Raw genomic sequence first — 14668 nt, forward strand, 5'->3', positions numbered from 1 at the left:
CGTCAGACCACCGTGGCCCCCGGCACCGGCCCCGACGCCCTGCGTACATCCCGACAGATGCCGGAGCCTCGCAGCGCCGCCGCGACGGCCTCCGCCGCCTCCGCGCCCCGCGCCAGGAACGCCGTCGTCGGCCCCGACCCCGACACCAGCGAGGCCAGTGCCCCCGCCGCGCGCCCCGCGGCCAGCGTGTCCGCCAGCTCCGGGAACAGCGACAGCGCCGCCGGCTGAAGATCGTTGGAGACGGTGGCCGCGAGCGCTTCCGCGTCACCCTTGGCGAGCGCGCCGAGCAGTTCCTGCGACGCCACCGGCTCCGGGATCTCCCGCCCCTCCGCGAGCCGGTCGAACTCCCGGAAGACCGCCGGTGTGGACAGCCCGCGTGAGGCCATCGCGAACACCCAGTGGAAGGTGCCGCCGACCTCCAGTTCCGTCAGTCTCTCCCCGCGCCCGGTGCCGAGCGCGGCCCCGCCGACCAGGCTGAACGGGACGTCGCTGCCCAGTTCGGCGCAGATGTCGAGGAGTTCCTCGCGTGAGGCGCCGGTGCCCCACAGGGTGTCGCAGGCGAGGAGGGCGGCCGCCCCGTCGGCGCTGCCGCCCGCCATGCCGCCGGCGACGGGGATGTCCTTGGCGATGTGCAGGTGCACGTCGGGGGTCAGGCCGTGGCGGGCGGCCAGCGCCTCGGCGGCGCGGACGGCGAGATTGGTGCCGTCGAGCGGGACCTGCGCGGCGTCGGGGCCGTCGCAGGTGACGCGCGGGCCGCCGGGCGAGGGCGTCGCGGTGACCTCGTCGTAGAGGCCGACGGCGAGGAAGACGTTGGCGAGGTCGTGGAAGCCGTCGGGGCGGGCGGCGCCCACCGCGAGCTGGACGTTGACCTTGGCGGGGACGCGGACGGTGACGCTCACTGCTGGCCCTGCTCCTTGTGCTCGGCGATACGCGCGAACTCCTCGACGGTCAGCGACTCGCCGCGCGCCTGCGGGGAGACGCCGGCGGCGACGAGCGCGGCCTCGGCGGCGGCGGCGGAACCGGCCCAGCCGGCGAGCGCGGCCCGCAGCGTCTTGCGGCGCTGGGCGAAGGCGGCGTCGACGACGGCGAAGACCTCGCGCCGGGACGCGGTGGTGGCGAGCGGCTCCGTGCGCCGCACCAGCGACACCAGGCCGCTGTCGACGTTCGGGGCGGGCCAGAAGACGGTCCGGCCGATGGCACCGGCCCGCTTGACCTCGGCGTACCAGTTGGCCTTCACGGACGGCACCCCGTACACCTTCGAGCCGGGGGCGGCGGCGAGCCGGTCGGCGACCTCCGACTGCACCATGACCAGGGTGCGTTCGATGCTCGGGAAGGTCTCCAGCATGTGCAGCAGGACCGGGACGGCCACGTTGTAGGGGAGGTTGGCGACCAGCGCGGTGGGCGGCGGGCCGGGCAGCTCGGTGACGTGCATCGCGTCGGAGTGCACCAGCGCGAACCGGTCGGCGCGCTCGGGCATCCGGGCGGCGACGGTGGCGGGCAGCGCGGCGGCCAGCACGTCGTCGATCTCGACGGCGGTGACCCGGTCGGCGGCCTCCAGCAGGGCGAGCGTGAGGGAACCGAGCCCCGGGCCGACCTCGACGACCACGTCGTCGGGGCGGACCTCGGCGGTGCGGACGATACGGCGGACGGTGTTCGCGTCGATCACGAAGTTCTGGCCGCGCTGCTTGGTGGGGCGCACACCGAGGGCGGCCGCCAGTTCACGGATGTCGGCGGGGCCCAGGAGGGCGTCGGGGGTGGGGCTGCTCACCCGACAAGGGTACGGGGCGCCGCCGGGCCGGAACGCCGGAGCGGGCCCGGCGCCCGTCTCACCGGTGCAGGCGCTGCCCGCAGTGCGGCCAGGGGCTGGTGCCCTGGCGGACGTACAGCTTCTTGGCCCGCATCGTCTGTTCCGCGGGCGGGGCGTCCTGGGGGCGGCCCCGGCCGCCGAGGCGCTGCCAGGTCTCGGTGTCGAACTGGTACAGGCCGCCGTACGTCCCCGAGGAGTCGACCGCGTCGGGGCGGCCGCCGGACTCGCAGGCGGCGAGGCCCTCCCAGTTCAGCCCGCCCGTGGAGTCCGTGGACACCGGCAGGGGCTTCGTGCCGACCTTGACGATCTGGGTCTGCGGCCGGCGCACCAGCTCGGTGCCGGTGCGCCGCGGCTTCTGCCGCACCCCGTTGACGGTGCGCAGCGTGTACGTGATGCGGCGCAGGCCCGCCCGTCCCGGCTGCTCGACGACCTCGGTGCCCCGGAACACGGTGGGGTCCTCGACGCGCCGTACGTCGAAGGGGATGACCTCGTCACGGATCTCCCGGCCGCCGGTGATCCGCAGCACGGTCACCGCCTGCCCGTCGCGGGGGAAGTCCCCGGCCCGCGCCGAGGTGGTGTCGTCTCCGCGCAGGGTGACTCCGGCCTGTTCGACGACCTCGGCGACGGTCGCGGCGTTGGTGCGGACGGTGCGGGCCCGGCCGTCGGCGAGGACCGTCACCGCGCGTTCGGTGCGCACGTCCAGGGTGAGCCCCTCGCGTCCGATGCGCTTCGAGCGCGGCACCGACAGGTACGCGCCCTCGGTGCGCACCCCGAGCTCCCTCAGCGCCGCCTCCACGGTGTGCGCGGTCGTCCACACCTCGCGCCGGCGGCCGTCGAGGGTGAGCCGCAGGGGGCGCCCGTGGCGCACCGAGACCTCGTCGCCGCTCTCCAGCGCCGATCCGGCGGGCGGGTGCACCACGTCGTGGGCGCCGACCTCGACGCCCTGGTCGGCGAGGAGCTCGGTGACGTCGTCGGCGAAGGTGTGCAGGGTGCGCGGGGTGCCGTCGACGGTCAGCTCGACCGCCTTGTCGCTGGCGACGAAGGCGCTGGTGCCGCCGGCCAGGAACGCGACGACGAGGGCCTGCGGGACCAGCCGGCGCATGGGTCCCTCGACCCGCTCGACGGTCCGGCCGCGCCGGCGGTGCGCGGCCCGCCGCCCGGTCCGGTGGTCCGCGCCGGGCGCGTACGCCCCTTCGGCCACCTCGTACGCCGGGCGGTAGGTGTCCGCGTACGGCTCGGGCCCGCCGCCGCCCCCGTACACGGTGTCGTGACGTTCCGTGTGCGTCTCGAAGGCGGCCGGCGTGCCGTAGGGCACCGTGGGAGCGGTGTACGGGTCGAAGCCGCCGTACCCCGGGGGGTACGGGGACGGGCTCGGTCCATACGTCTCGAACTGCGCGTTGCTCACGACGACGCTCCAGCGGAGGGGTCCGTTCAGGGCCACCAGAACCTAGCGGAGCGCCGGGCGGTCACCAAGGCGACGCGGCTACGCACCGTAATTTTTACGGGCGTTGGGAGCCGGGAGGGCCGTCGGGCGGGTGTCAGTTCGGGTAGGAGAAGGCCCGTGCGGTGTTCGATCCCAGGGCCGCGGCCAGCGTGTCCTCGTCGATGCCGCGCACCTCGGCCATGGCCCGGACCGTGATCGGAATGAGATACGGCGCGTTGGGCCGTCCGCGGTACGGGGCCGGGGTGAGGAAGGGCGCGTCGGTCTCCACCAGGAGCAGTTCCAGTGGGGCCACCGCGACGGCGTCCCGCAGGTTCTGCGCGTTCTTGAAGGTGACGTTGCCGGCGAAGGACATGTGGTAGCCGGCGCGGGCGCACACCCGGGCCATCTCGGCGTCGCCCGAGTAGCAGTGGAAGACGGTGCGCTCGGGGGCGCCCTCCTCCTTGAGGATGCGCAGGACGTCGTCGTGGGCGTCGCGGTCGTGGATGACGAGGGTCTTGCCGTGCCGCTTGGCGATCTCGATGTGGGCGCGGAACGACGCCTCCTGTGCCCGGACGCCCTCGGGGCCGGTGCGGAAGTGGTCGAGGCCGGTCTCGCCGACGCCCTTGACGTGCGGGAGCGCGGCGAGCCGGTCGATCTCGGCGAGCGCCTCGTCGAGCGCCGCCGTGCCCCCGGCCTCGCGCGCGCCCTGCCGGGACCACCCGTCGGGATCGCCGTGCACGATGCGGGGTGCCTCGTTGGGGTGCAGGGCGACGGTGGCGTGCACGGCGTCGTAGGCCGCCGCCGTCTCGGCCGCCCACCGCGAGCCGCGTACGTCGCAGCCCACCTGCACGACGGTGGTCACCCCGACGGAGGCCGCCTTCGCCAGGGCGTCCTCCACGCTGCCGGACTGCATGTCGAGGTGGGTGTGCGAGTCGGCGACCGGCACCCGCAACGGTTCCGGCGCGGGCGGGGCGGCGTGCTTGTCGGCGGCGTTCGAAGGCATGCCCCGATCCTACGGAAGGGGCCCGCCGGGCCGGCCGGGTGCCGGGTCAGCCCGCCTTGCGGTGGAAGACGTGCAGAAGGTCGGAGAGCTGCCAGTGGTGCGGCGCCTCGCCCGCCTGCGCGGGGACGGCCGGGGACGGGGCGGGCCCGGGGCGGCGCAGGGAGTTCTGCGCGGACGACACCCGCCCGGCCCGCATGATCCGCACCACGTGCCCGTCGCAGTTCTGGCAGGCGGGCCGGCTCAGCGGCGACGGCACGACTTGGCCGTCGGCCACGTACCGGACGAACTCCCGGCCGTCCCCGTCGTGGTGGTGCTCTATCTCGTACGACTGCTCCCAGCCGTGCCCGCAGCGCATGCACGCGAACGAGTACGACTCGTGGACGACGGCGGTCGCGGCGCCGTGAAGGCCCGGGATCTGTGCGCTCTCACTCATGCCGGCTCCTGGGGTCCGCTGGGCTGGGACGGTCGGCGTCCCACGACCCAGTGGACTCCCCGGCGGCGGCGAGCGCACGCGATCTGTCCAGTGTTGGCGGTGAATTGGCCGTTCCTTGCAGAAACGCCCGAGTCGCTTTACCCCGGCATGGGGCGCCCGCGCACCCGCGCATACGCCCTGCTCACACCACCTTCACGCCTCCGCCTTCTTGGCCGCCACGACGGCGTCGAAGACCTCCCGCTTGGGCACCCCGGCCTCGGCGGCCACCGCCGCGATCGCCTCCTTGCGCCGCTCCCCCGCCTCCTCGCGGATACGGACCCGGCGCACCAGCTCCGCCGCGTCGACCTCCTCGGCGCCCTTGTCCGGGGCCCCCTCGACGACGACGGTGATCTCCCCGCGCACACCCTCGGCCGCCCACGCCGCGAGCTCCCCGAGCCCGCCCCGCCTGACCTCCTCGTACGTCTTCGTCAGCTCCCGGCACACCGCGGCCCGCCGCTCGGGGCCGAACACCTCGGCCATCGCGGCGAGGGTGTCGTCGAGCCGGTGCGGCGCCTCGAAGTAGACGAGCGTGCGACGCTCCCGCTCGACCTCGGCCAGACGCGAGCGCCGCTCGCCGGCCTTGCGCGGCAGGAACCCCTCGAAGCAGAACCGGTCCACGGGCAGCCCGGACAGGGCGAGCGCGGTCAGCACGGCGGACGGGCCGGGCACGGCGGTGACCCGGATGTCCTTCTCCACGGCCGCCGCGACCAGCCGGTACCCCGGATCCGACACGGACGGCATGCCCGCGTCGGTCACCAGCAGCACCCGCGAGCCCTCCAGCAGCGCCTCGACCAGCTCGGGGGTGCGCGCCGACTCGTTGCCCTCGAAGTACGACACGACCCGCCCGGACGGCTGCACCCCGAGCGCCTGGGTGAGGCGCTTCAGGCGCCGGGTGTCCTCGGCGGCGACCACGTCCGCGCCGGCCAGCTCCTCCGCGAGCCGGGGCGGCGCGTCCTGGACGTCGCCGATGGGGGTGCCTGCCAGTACAAGGGTTCCTGTCACGTTTCCAGTCTCGCAGGGCGCATCCGCGCGACTGTCACAGACGTGTTCCCTACGATGGCGCGGTGACCAGTACCGCGTCCTCCACGGACACCCGGCAGGGCCAGGCATCGCACGAGCAGCGGCCGTCGTGGCAGCAGCGGCTGCGCCGATTCGGCTACTCCGCCGCGCCCGGCGGCGACGTACGCGACCGGCTCGTGCCGCCGTACGTGGCGCCCAGCCCGCGGATGTGGCAGTTCCTCGGCGTCTCGGGCCCGCTGGCCGGCCGGATCACGCGCTGGTCCGGGTGGGGCGGGCCGCTGCTGGTGACGCTGCTGGCCGGCGTGCTGCGCTTCTGGCACCTGGGCAGCCCGAAGGCGGTGATATTCGACGAGACGTACTACGCCAAGGACGCCTGGGCGCTGATCCACCGCGGTTTCGAGGTCAGCTGGGACAAGAACGCCAACAAGTCGGTCCTGGAGCTGGCCGACAAGGTGCCGATCCCGACGGACGCGGCGTACGTCGTGCACCCGCCGGTGGGCAAGTACGTCATCGGGCTCGGCGAGCTGATGTTCGGGTTCAACCCGTTCGGCTGGCGCTTCATGACGGCGCTGCTCGGCACGCTCTCGGTGCTGATGCTGTGCCGCATCGGCCGCCGAATCTTCCGCTCCACGTTCCTCGGCTGTGTCGCGGGCGCGCTGATGGCCGTGGACGGGCTGGCGTTCGTGATGGCCCGCACCTCGCTGCTGGACGGGGTGCTGATGTTCTTCGTGCTGGGGGCCTTCGGGTGCCTGGTCATCGACCGGGACCGGGCGCGCGCGAGACTGGCCGCCGCGCTGCCGGTGGACGCCGACGGGCGGGTCCGCCCCGACGCGCACCTCGCCGAGACCCTGCGGCTCGGCCGGCGCCCCTACCGCTGGCTGGCCGGTCTGCTGCTGGGCCTGGCCATCGGCACCAAGTGGAACGGCCTGTACTTCCTGGCCGCTTTCGGCCTGATGACGGTGCTGTGGGACGTCGGCGCCCGCCGGGTCGCCGGCGCGGGCCGCCCGTACCGGGCGGTGGCCCGCCACGACCTCGGCCTGGCGTTCCTGGCGACGGTGCCGGTGGCGATCGTCACCTACCTCGTGTCCTGGACGGGCTGGATCCTCTCCCCCACGAACGGCAAGGGCGGCTACTACCGCGACTGGGCGACCGCCAACGGACGCACCAGCGACTGGTCGTGGCTGTTCCCCGACTGGTGGCTGAGCCTGTGGCACTACGAGAACCAGGTGTACGACTTCCACGTCGGCCTGTCCTCGCCGCACACCTACCAGTCCAACCCCTGGAGCTGGATCGTCGACGGCCGTCCCGTGTCCTTCTTCTACGAGTCCCCGCTGCCCGGCGCGGACGGCTGCCCCTCCGACGCGGGCGGCAAGTGCGCCCGCGAGGTCCTGGCGATCGGCACGCCGGTCCTGTGGTGGGCGGCGGCCGCGGCCGTCCTGTACGTCCTGTGGCGCTGGCTGCTGCGCCGCGACTGGCGGGCCGGCGCCATCGCCTGCGGCGTCGCGGCCGGCTACCTCCCCTGGTTCCTCTACCAGGAACGCACCATCTTCTTCTTCTACGCCATCGTCTTCCTCCCCTTCCTGTGCCTGGCCGTGGCGATGCTCCTGGGCGCGATCATCGGCCCACCCCGCTCCGGCGACACCCGCCGCGTGATCGGCGCGACGGCGGCAGGCGTCCTGGTCCTGCTGATCGCCTGGAACTTCATCTACTTCTGGCCCCTGCACACGGGCACGTCGATCCCGATCGACGAGTGGCGGTCGCGGATGTGGCTGGATACGTGGGTCTAGCTGCGCAGACACGCCGCGAGGGCACGGCAGTCAGCCGTGCCCTCGCGGTCATTGTTGGTCGTTGATGGCTGTCGTCGGTCACCCTCGGACGGCCCGAGCGCGGCCCGACGCTGAGTCTCGGCAGATTTACAGCGGGCCGGGTTCGGGGCTGAGCTGCGGTTCCTCGCCTCTGGCCGCTCCCGGGGGACATATGGGGCATCAAGTGCACTCCCCCTGCGGCTCTACCTTGCTGAAATCCGTGCCTAGCGCAGGCTGTTGAGCCCATGGTCCATGTATGGACCACGCCTACGCTGTCGAGACGCTCACTGACTTTCTTGAAGACGTAAACGTCCACGTCTCGAAACTAGAAACCGCCAACAGCGACCAGAGCGGCAGCAGGTACTGGCCAGAGTGGCCCCAGGACCTCGCAATCGAGCTAGTGAGTGCTCGCAAGATCATTGATGCCTACGCTCCACAAGCTCTTGCCGAGTTGGGCCAGTACAACCCAGAGGGCATCGGGTACTGGCAACTCGTACGTTTGGCGGCGGCCGAAGCCTTGGGGCACGCCAAGCACGCAGACGAGATTGCGGCGTTCCTGCGGCCCGCGTCACCTCTTATCCAGGCGGACGCGCTCCACCCCTGGGTCTGGGAGCCAGCCGCGCCGCTCTGGGCCGCCGAAGCTCATCAAGACGCCGTCCTCGCCGCCGCTCGCACCGTCAACCGACGCTTCAGCAGAAGCTGGGGCGCCACGACATCGGCGAGAAAGACCTCTGCATGCAAAGTTTCGACATGAAAGCGCCTGAGGAGAGCAAACCGCGCCTCCGTTTCAACGGGGATCGAAGCACCCCAACCTGGAGGGCCCGCCAGGACGGCGCAAAGTACACCTCGGCCGGGGTCTTCTTGGCACTCCGGAACCTCGCGGCTCACGAGGACGAGGTGAACTGGACCCAGCAGGAAGCGTTGGAGTACCTAGCGACCTTCTCGGTCGTAGCCCGCTGGATCGAGGAGTGCGTCGTCGAGACGGCGTCGTGAGCGCTCCGAGTAGGGAAGAGCCGTCACCTGTCGTTGCCAAGCGCCCTCGCAAGGCTCACAGACAGCCCAGCCGTTGGCAGCGAACCGAAGGGCATCCGGCTACTCCTCTGGAGTGCACCCATGCTGTCGATGCCATAGGGCTTCAGCAGTGGAGATATAGGGGGTCAAGTTACCGATCAAATTCGAAAATAATGCAGCCAGAAAGCGTCATGAGTTGTGCGCCGCCAAAACATTCTGCACAAATAGCGGTCTAGCTTCATCATATAGCGCAAGTGTGCAAAAAGCACCCACGGACCTGCAATCATGCTGTTGGCATACCTGTGCGAAGGGACGCAAGCGAAGCATGATTGACCTCCCGGCTCTGCCGATCGGGCCCAAGTACATGACTATCAGTCCAGAAATGGCTGAGCTCTGGCTGACTCACTGCAACCCAGCGCATAACCGAGTCCTCTCCGATACCGTGTATGAACGGTATGCGAAAGCTATGAGCAATGGGGCATGGAGGACAACACACCAGGGCATCGCTTTCGATAAAGATGGAATGCTGCTTGATGGGCAGCATAGGCTGATGGGCATCAAGCTCTCCGGTGTTTCTGTCGAAATGCTCGTCATCCCTAACTGCGAGGCGGAGACCTTCGACGTACTCGACTCAGGGCATCGTCGCCAAGCGGCTCAGCTTCTCAAGATCCCCCACAGGGTCATCGTCGCTGCGGCGGCCCGGATCATCGGGCAGATGTATAAAATGTGGGATCCTGTCACCCTCTTCGATGGTTTCTACGATACGAGAGCCGCCACCTCAGATATCCTGAGAGCTGTTGCGGCATGGCCAGAACTTACGACCATGGCTCCCATCGCCGCCGCATCGTATCGGGCCTCCGGAATTAACCAGCCCACCCATCTGGTGGTTCTTGCTCAAGCGGCACGAACTGAGTACGCAGACAAGATCGAAGATTGGGCCAACGGCCTGATTTCGGGCGCCAACATGGACGCAAAGGATCCTCGCCTAGTACTCAGGAATAGGTTCTTCAGGGATCGCGTGGTGCTTGGCACGAGCGGAGGACGTCGGGCCTCTTACAACTTGATCGCCAAGTCTTGGAACAGTTGGGCGCAGGGGAATCTTATGGGGACCCTTAAGACCCTTGACGGCGAGGGAATTATTCCTGTGATTGGGACTGATAAATTCAGGCCTTGATCAGGTAAAGTAAGTTGTACCACGCTGGGAGCACGACGGTTTCCAACGCCAGTCGGCTCCCCGCGCGTCCATCCCGCGTGACATGCGCCTATCGCCTTTAGCGTGCGCGCGGCCCCAGGTGACCAGAGTTGGCCACGGCGGGAATCGCGGAGCTCCCGTGGCGCCGTCACTTCCGCTCTGCGGTATCTGCCACGAGTCGGCTTGTAAACCCGGCGTCGCGCAGACGCTCATACGCTGCGGCCACGTCATCGGGTACAGGCTGCTCGATCATGAACCCCTGTCGCGGGCTAGATCATGAGCCGCTGCTGCGCGCCGGCCAACATGTCGATGACCAGGCGTGCATCTCCGATCGAGTCGACGTAGTCAGCCAGGGTCATAGGTGTAGACGCGCTGACCCACTCGACTTCGGGCCACAGGTTGCGTGCGGTCGCGTAGGCCCGTCGCTCCTCATACGGCTTGCTAACCAGCAGGACGGAGGACACGGCGGCCCCGCGCTCTTCGAGGAGTGCGCGGGAAAAGCGGATGTTCTCTCCTGTGTTCCAGGCCCGCGGCTCCACGAAAATGGCGTCAGCCGGCACCCCCAGGTCCGTCGCCCGCTCGCGGTAGTGCTCGGCCTCGCCACGCGGCATGCGGTCGCGTGTGGTGCGGCTGGTCGCCCCGGTGAAGACGATCAACGGCATCATGCCGCGGTGGTAGGGATCAGCAGTTGTGTCCGCGACTCCGAGGTCATGACTGCCGAGTCCGATCGCGACAGAGCATGGGCGCAGCTCGTGCCCCATCTGCTGGAAGCCCCAGAGCCGTTGAGCGTCGGCCCATGCCTGTGCTGAGATCACTTGCTCTTGCCCTCCGCTTTCGCTGAGTCGGGGACCTTGAAGTCGTACGTCCAGGCGAAGCGCGTCGCCGCGTGAACGCCGATGGCGAACTCCACCACGGTGCCGTCGGCCGTGTACGTCGTCCGGTGCAACTCCACCACCCATTCGCCTGGCGCGAGCTGGAGCAGCTGGGCTTCGTCCGCCGTGGGGACTCGCGCGAACAGGGTCTCCTGCAAGTGGTCAATCTCGTACCCAGCGTCGTAGAGGACACGGAAGCCACCGCCCCGGCCGGCGAAAGCATCCGGGCTCTGAGCCAGTACCTCGGTCACAGCGATCTGGGCTTCACGCTCCGGACGTACACGCACCTGATGCCGAGCAGCGAGGGACGCACCCGGAAGGCCGTCGACAGCCTCTACCTGGCGTCGAGCACGCATGATCACGGCCCAGGGACGGCCCAAGCCGCCTGATCCGGCCCCGGCCAGAGGTAAACGCCCTGGTCGGAGCCCCAGGGGTCCGGATCATGCAGACTTCATCTACTTCTGGCCCCTCCACACGGGCACGTCGATCCCGATCGACGAGTGGCGGTCGCGGATGTGGCTGGATACGTGGGTCTAGGCCCTCTTCACCCCGTCGATCTTCGGTCACACGTTCGGTAACCGTCGGTCACAAAAGGAAACACCCCCCACAGTTCTCCCCCACGCCACCTACAGTGCGGAGGACGGAACGGGGAGGGGATCATGGCCAAGGGGGTCAAGGTCGCGGTCGTGGGCGGGGTGTTCGCCCTGATGGTGGGCGGGGCCGGGTACGGCGCCTACAACATCGTGTCGGCGTTGGACGGGGGCGGCGCCACCGGTGCCGGCGGGGCGGCGCGGTCCGGGCCGCCGGACGCCGAGGAGGTGGCCGAGACCACCGAGGCGTTCTTCGGCGCCTGGGAGAAGGGCCAGGTCGAGCAGGCCGCCGCACGGACCAACAACGACGCGGCCGCCGGCGTCCTCCTCCACGCCTTCGGCAAGGGCGCGCACATCGGCGACGTGAAGATCACGCCGGGCAAGGCCAAGGGCACCACCGTGCCGTTCACGGTGGACGCGAAGGTGTCGTACGGCGGGAAGTCCGCGCCGCTGCGCTACGCGAGCCGGCTCACCGTGGTGCGCGGGGTGAGCACCGGCAAGGCGCTGGTCGACTGGCAGCCGTCCGTGATCCACCCGGACCTGCGCAAGGGCGACACCCTGGTCACCGGCGAGGCCGCGAGCCCGCCCATCCAGGCCGTCGACCGGAACGGCACCGAGCTGACGAAGGAGAAGTACCCCTCGCTCGGCCCGGTCCTGGACACCCTGCGGTCCCGCTACGGCGACAAGGCCGGCGGCGAGCCCGGTGTCGAGCTGTCGATCCGGCACACCGTCACCGAGGCCCCGGACACCTCGCTGCTGACCCTCTCCAAGGGCAGACCCGGCAAGCTGCGCACCACGCTCAGCGCCAGCGTCCAGGCGGCCGCCGAGAAGGCCGTCGAGAAGTACGGGCAGTCCTCCGTCGTCGCGCTCAAGCCGAGCAGCGGCGAGATACTCGCCGTGGCCAACCACCGTGAGGACGCCTTCGACGCGGCGTTCCAGGGGCAGGTCGCCCCCGGTTCCACGATGAAGATCCTCACCTCGGCCATGCTCATCGACAACGGCCTGGCCACGATGAACGGCCCGGCACCCTGCCCGGACACGGCGGTCTGGCAGAGCCAGACCTTCAGGAACCTGAAGGGCATGAGGCCCGACGAGGGCCCCGGCGCCACTCTTTCGGCCGCCTTCACACGTTCCTGCAACACGGCCTTCATCAAGCTCGTCGGCCGTGACGGGGTCACGGACTCCTCACTGACGGCGGAGGCCGAGCAGCGGTTCGGGATCGGCCGCGACTGGCGGACCGGCATCAGCTCCTTCGACGGCAGCGTCCCCGCCTCCGGCGGCCCGGACCGCGCGGCCAACGCGATCGGGCAGGGCACGGTCCAGATGAACCCGCTGACCATGGCGTCGGTGACGGCGACCGCGATCACCGGCACGTTCCGCCAGCCGTATCTGGTGCCGCGCACGCTCGACGACCGCGACTTCGCGACCGCGTCCGGACTGCGGCCGGGCACCGCGAACCAGATCCGGCAGATGATGCGGCTGACCGCGACGCAGGGCACCGGCGCGGCGGCGATGCGCGGGCTGGGCGGCGACATCGGCGCGAAGACCGGTTCGGCCGAGGTCGACGGAGAGGCCACCTCGGACAGCTGGTTCGCGGCGTTCCGCAACGACGTGGCGGCGTCCGCGCTGGTCCAGCAGGGCGGGCACGGCGGCGACGCGGCCGGTCCGATTGTCGCAGCCGTGCTACGAGCGGCAGGCTGACCTCACCCTCGGCGCCCGGGGACTCTAGGCTGTCGTCGTCGTTGTGCGTGAGGGCAGCGGGGCGCCGGGGACCCTGGGATTCGTGAGGGAACGGAAAGCAGTGGGCAGAAGAAAGCGCGTCGCCGAGCGGCGGAAGACGAACCCGGCCGTGCTCGGCGGGATGATCGCCGTCGTCATCGGTGGCGCCGGGTTCGGCGTCTACGCCCTGTACGGGGGTGGAGCGGCGGCCGACACGCAGTCGGCCTCCGCCGAGCAGCGGGCCAGGAAGGTCAGGACGGGCCCGCTGTCCGGCAAGGAGGTCACCACGGCCGCCGAGGCGTTCCTCACCGCCTGGCAGAAGGGGAAGGTGGCCGAGGCGGCCGCCGCCACCGACGACAGCGCCGCCGCGAAGGCCCTGCTCACCGGCTACTCCAAGGACGCCCGCATCAAGGACGTCACCCTCACGGCGGGCCCCCGCGCCGGCGACAAGGTCCCCTTCTCGGTGAAGGGCACCGTCACCTACAAGGGCACCAGCAAGCCCCTCGCGTACGACAGCGCCCTCACCGTCACCCGGCGGGCCGAGGACGGCAGGCCGCTGGTGAAGTGGCACGCGGCGGTCGTCCACCCGGAGCTGAAGGACGGCGACCGGCTCGTCACCGGCGCGTCCGGCAAGCCCCCGGTGAAGGCGCTCGACCGCGACGGCGGCGAGCTGACCGTGAAGACCTACCCGTCGCTGGGTTCGGTCCTGGACGGGCTGCGCGAGAAGTACGGGGACAAGGCCGGCGGCACGGCGGGCGTCGAACTCCAGGTGGTCCGCGGCAAGGAGTCCCAGAAGGCGGAGCTGTCCGACACCACCGTGCTGGAGCTGAGCAAGGGCACGCCGGGCACGGTGAAGACGACGCTGAGCCCGGCGCTCCAGGCGCTCGCCGAGCAGCAGGTCGCCGCCAAGGAGAAGGCGTCGGTGGTCGTGCTGCGGCCCTCCACGGGCGAGATCCTCGCGGTGGCGAACTCCTCGCACGGCTTCAACACCGCGTTCCAGGGATCGCTGGCCCCCGGTTCCACGATGAAGGTCGTCACCTCCTCGCTGCTGATCGAGAAGGGCCTGGCGTCGGCGGACAAGCAGCACCCCTGCCCGAAGTACTTCACCTACGGGCACTGGAAGTTCCAGAACGACGACAAGTTCGAGATCAAGGGCGGGACGTTCAAGGCGAGCTTCGCCCGGTCCTGCAACACGGCCTTCATCAGCCAGGCGCCGAAGCTGGACGACGACAGTCTGACCAAGCAGGCGCAGCAGGTCTTCGGTCTCTCCCTCGACAACTGGTCGGTGGGCGTGCCCACCTTCGACGGTGCCGTGCCGGTGCAGTCGCAGGCGCAGATGGCGGCCGAGCTGATCGGTCAGGGCGGGGTGCGGATGAACCCGCTGAACATGGCGTCGGTGTCGGCGACCGTGAAGCAGGGCACCTTCAAGCAGCCCTATCTGGTCTCCCCCGAGGTGGACGGGCGGACGCTCGCGAAGGCGTCCCGCACGATGTCCGCGTCCACGCTGGCCCAGCTGCGCGATCTGATGGGGTACACCGCGCGGTACGGCACGGCGGCCGAGGCGATGGCGGGGGTCGGCGGCGACGTCGGCGCGAAGACCGGTTCGGCCGAGGTCGACAACCAGAAGAAGCCCAACGGCTGGTTCACGGCCTATCGCGGCGATCTGGCCGCGGCGGGTGTCGTGCAGGCGGCCGGGCACGGCGGTTCGACGGCCGGCCCGATCGTGGCGGCGCTGCTGAAGGCCGGTGGCTGAG

The 14668-nt window shown here is 70.5% G+C and carries 12 protein-coding genes and 2 pseudogenes; 6 read left to right on the top strand and 8 right to left on the bottom strand.

The features are described from left to right. Window positions 1-2 precede the first annotated feature (2 nt). From ACFV46_RS05025 to rsmI, 6 genes are all read right to left on the bottom strand, one after another. Complete coding sequence (locus ACFV46_RS05025; RefSeq protein WP_385497030.1) at window positions 3-899, bottom strand: 4-(cytidine 5'-diphospho)-2-C-methyl-D-erythritol kinase; 897 nt, start codon at window positions 897-899, stop codon at window positions 3-5. Then, the gene (gene rsmA / locus ACFV46_RS05030) at window positions 896-1768 is read right to left on the bottom strand and encodes a 16S rRNA (adenine(1518)-N(6)/adenine(1519)-N(6))-dimethyltransferase RsmA (RefSeq protein WP_361923417.1); all 873 of its coding nucleotides are present in this window, start codon (window positions 1766-1768) and stop codon (window positions 896-898) included. The genes ACFV46_RS05025 and rsmA overlap by 4 nt, the downstream gene beginning before the upstream one ends. A gap of 58 nt (window positions 1769-1826) precedes the next feature. Beyond that, a complete protein-coding gene (locus ACFV46_RS05035) occupies window positions 1827-3212 on the bottom strand; it encodes a ubiquitin-like domain-containing protein (protein ID WP_385497031.1) in 1386 nt (461 codons plus the stop codon). 133 nt (window positions 3213-3345) lie between these two features. Beyond that, on the bottom strand, window positions 3346-4233 hold the full coding sequence (locus ACFV46_RS05040; RefSeq protein ID WP_361923411.1) for a TatD family hydrolase: 888 nt from the start codon (window positions 4231-4233) through the stop codon (window positions 3346-3348). A 46-nt stretch (window positions 4234-4279) separates the two neighbouring features. Then, a complete protein-coding gene (locus tag ACFV46_RS05045) occupies window positions 4280-4666 on the bottom strand; it encodes a hypothetical protein (RefSeq protein ID WP_376727224.1) in 387 nt (128 codons plus the stop codon). 192 nt (window positions 4667-4858) lie between these two features. Continuing rightward, window positions 4859-5707 carry a 16S rRNA (cytidine(1402)-2'-O)-methyltransferase gene (rsmI, locus tag ACFV46_RS05050; RefSeq protein WP_385497032.1) on the bottom strand — a complete coding sequence of 283 codons (849 nt, stop codon included), beginning with the start codon at window positions 5705-5707 and terminating at the stop codon, window positions 4859-4861. 62 nt (window positions 5708-5769) lie between these two features. Here rsmI and ACFV46_RS05055 point away from each other — a divergent pair, with 62 nt between their 5' ends. From ACFV46_RS05055 to ACFV46_RS05070, 4 genes are all read left to right on the top strand, one after another. Further along, window positions 5770-7512, top strand: coding sequence for a dolichyl-phosphate-mannose--protein mannosyltransferase (locus ACFV46_RS05055; RefSeq protein WP_376727223.1), 1743 nt, complete (start codon window positions 5770-5772; stop codon window positions 7510-7512). 274 nt (window positions 7513-7786) lie between these two features. Beyond that, on the top strand, window positions 7787-8284 hold the full coding sequence (locus tag ACFV46_RS05060; protein ID WP_385497033.1) for a hypothetical protein: 498 nt from the start codon (window positions 7787-7789) through the stop codon (window positions 8282-8284). Further along, window positions 8266-8523 (top strand): TIGR02391 family protein, encoded by a 258-nt coding sequence (locus ACFV46_RS05065; protein ID WP_385497034.1) that lies wholly within the window; start codon window positions 8266-8268, stop codon window positions 8521-8523. The genes ACFV46_RS05060 and ACFV46_RS05065 overlap by 19 nt, the downstream gene beginning before the upstream one ends. A 568-nt stretch (window positions 8524-9091) precedes the next feature. After that, on the top strand, window positions 9092-9715 hold the full coding sequence (locus ACFV46_RS05070) for a hypothetical protein (protein WP_385497035.1): 624 nt from the start codon (window positions 9092-9094) through the stop codon (window positions 9713-9715). A 166-nt stretch (window positions 9716-9881) separates the two neighbouring features. Here the strand turns inward: ACFV46_RS05070 and ACFV46_RS05075 are convergent. Together ACFV46_RS05075 and ACFV46_RS05080 are read right to left on the bottom strand one after the other, a co-directional pair. Next, window positions 9882-10548: pseudogene (locus ACFV46_RS05075) on the bottom strand (YdcF family protein). Beyond that, window positions 10545-10820: pseudogene (locus ACFV46_RS05080) on the bottom strand (UTRA domain-containing protein); the annotation flags it as partial. The pseudogenes ACFV46_RS05075 and ACFV46_RS05080, both read right to left, overlap by 4 nt. A gap of 444 nt (window positions 10821-11264) precedes the next feature. On the opposite strand from ACFV46_RS05080, the gene ACFV46_RS05085 reads away from it, so the two are divergent. Next, window positions 11265-12896: a penicillin-binding transpeptidase domain-containing protein gene (locus ACFV46_RS05085; protein WP_385497036.1), complete on the top strand. Its 1632-nt coding sequence runs from the start codon at window positions 11265-11267 to the stop codon at window positions 12894-12896. Between the two features lie 100 nt (window positions 12897-12996). Beyond that, entirely contained in the window at window positions 12997-14667 is a 1671-nt protein-coding gene (locus ACFV46_RS05090; protein WP_376727221.1) for a penicillin-binding transpeptidase domain-containing protein, read from the top strand. Window position 14668: the final 1 nt, after the last annotated feature.

The sequence above is a fragment of the Streptomyces sp. NPDC059852 genome (assembly GCF_042731455.1).
Taxonomy (GTDB): Bacteria; Actinomycetota; Actinomycetes; order Streptomycetales; family Streptomycetaceae; genus Streptomyces.

Coding starts and splice junctions, on each gene's coding strand:
- ACFV46_RS05045 (WP_376727224.1), bottom strand. CDS start 4,666: ATGAGTGAGAGCGCACAGATCCCGGGCCTTCACGGCGCCGCGACCGCC.
- ACFV46_RS05060 (WP_385497033.1), top strand. CDS start 7,787: ATGGACCACGCCTACGCTGTCGAGACGCTCACTGACTTTCTTGAAGAC.
- ACFV46_RS05040 (WP_361923411.1), bottom strand. CDS start 4,233: ATGCCTTCGAACGCCGCCGACAAGCACGCCGCCCCGCCCGCGCCGGAA.
- ACFV46_RS05065 (WP_385497034.1), top strand. CDS start 8,266: ATGCAAAGTTTCGACATGAAAGCGCCTGAGGAGAGCAAACCGCGCCTC.
- ACFV46_RS05070 (WP_385497035.1), top strand. CDS start 9,092: ATGGGCATCAAGCTCTCCGGTGTTTCTGTCGAAATGCTCGTCATCCCT.
- ACFV46_RS05085 (WP_385497036.1), top strand. CDS start 11,265: ATGGCCAAGGGGGTCAAGGTCGCGGTCGTGGGCGGGGTGTTCGCCCTG.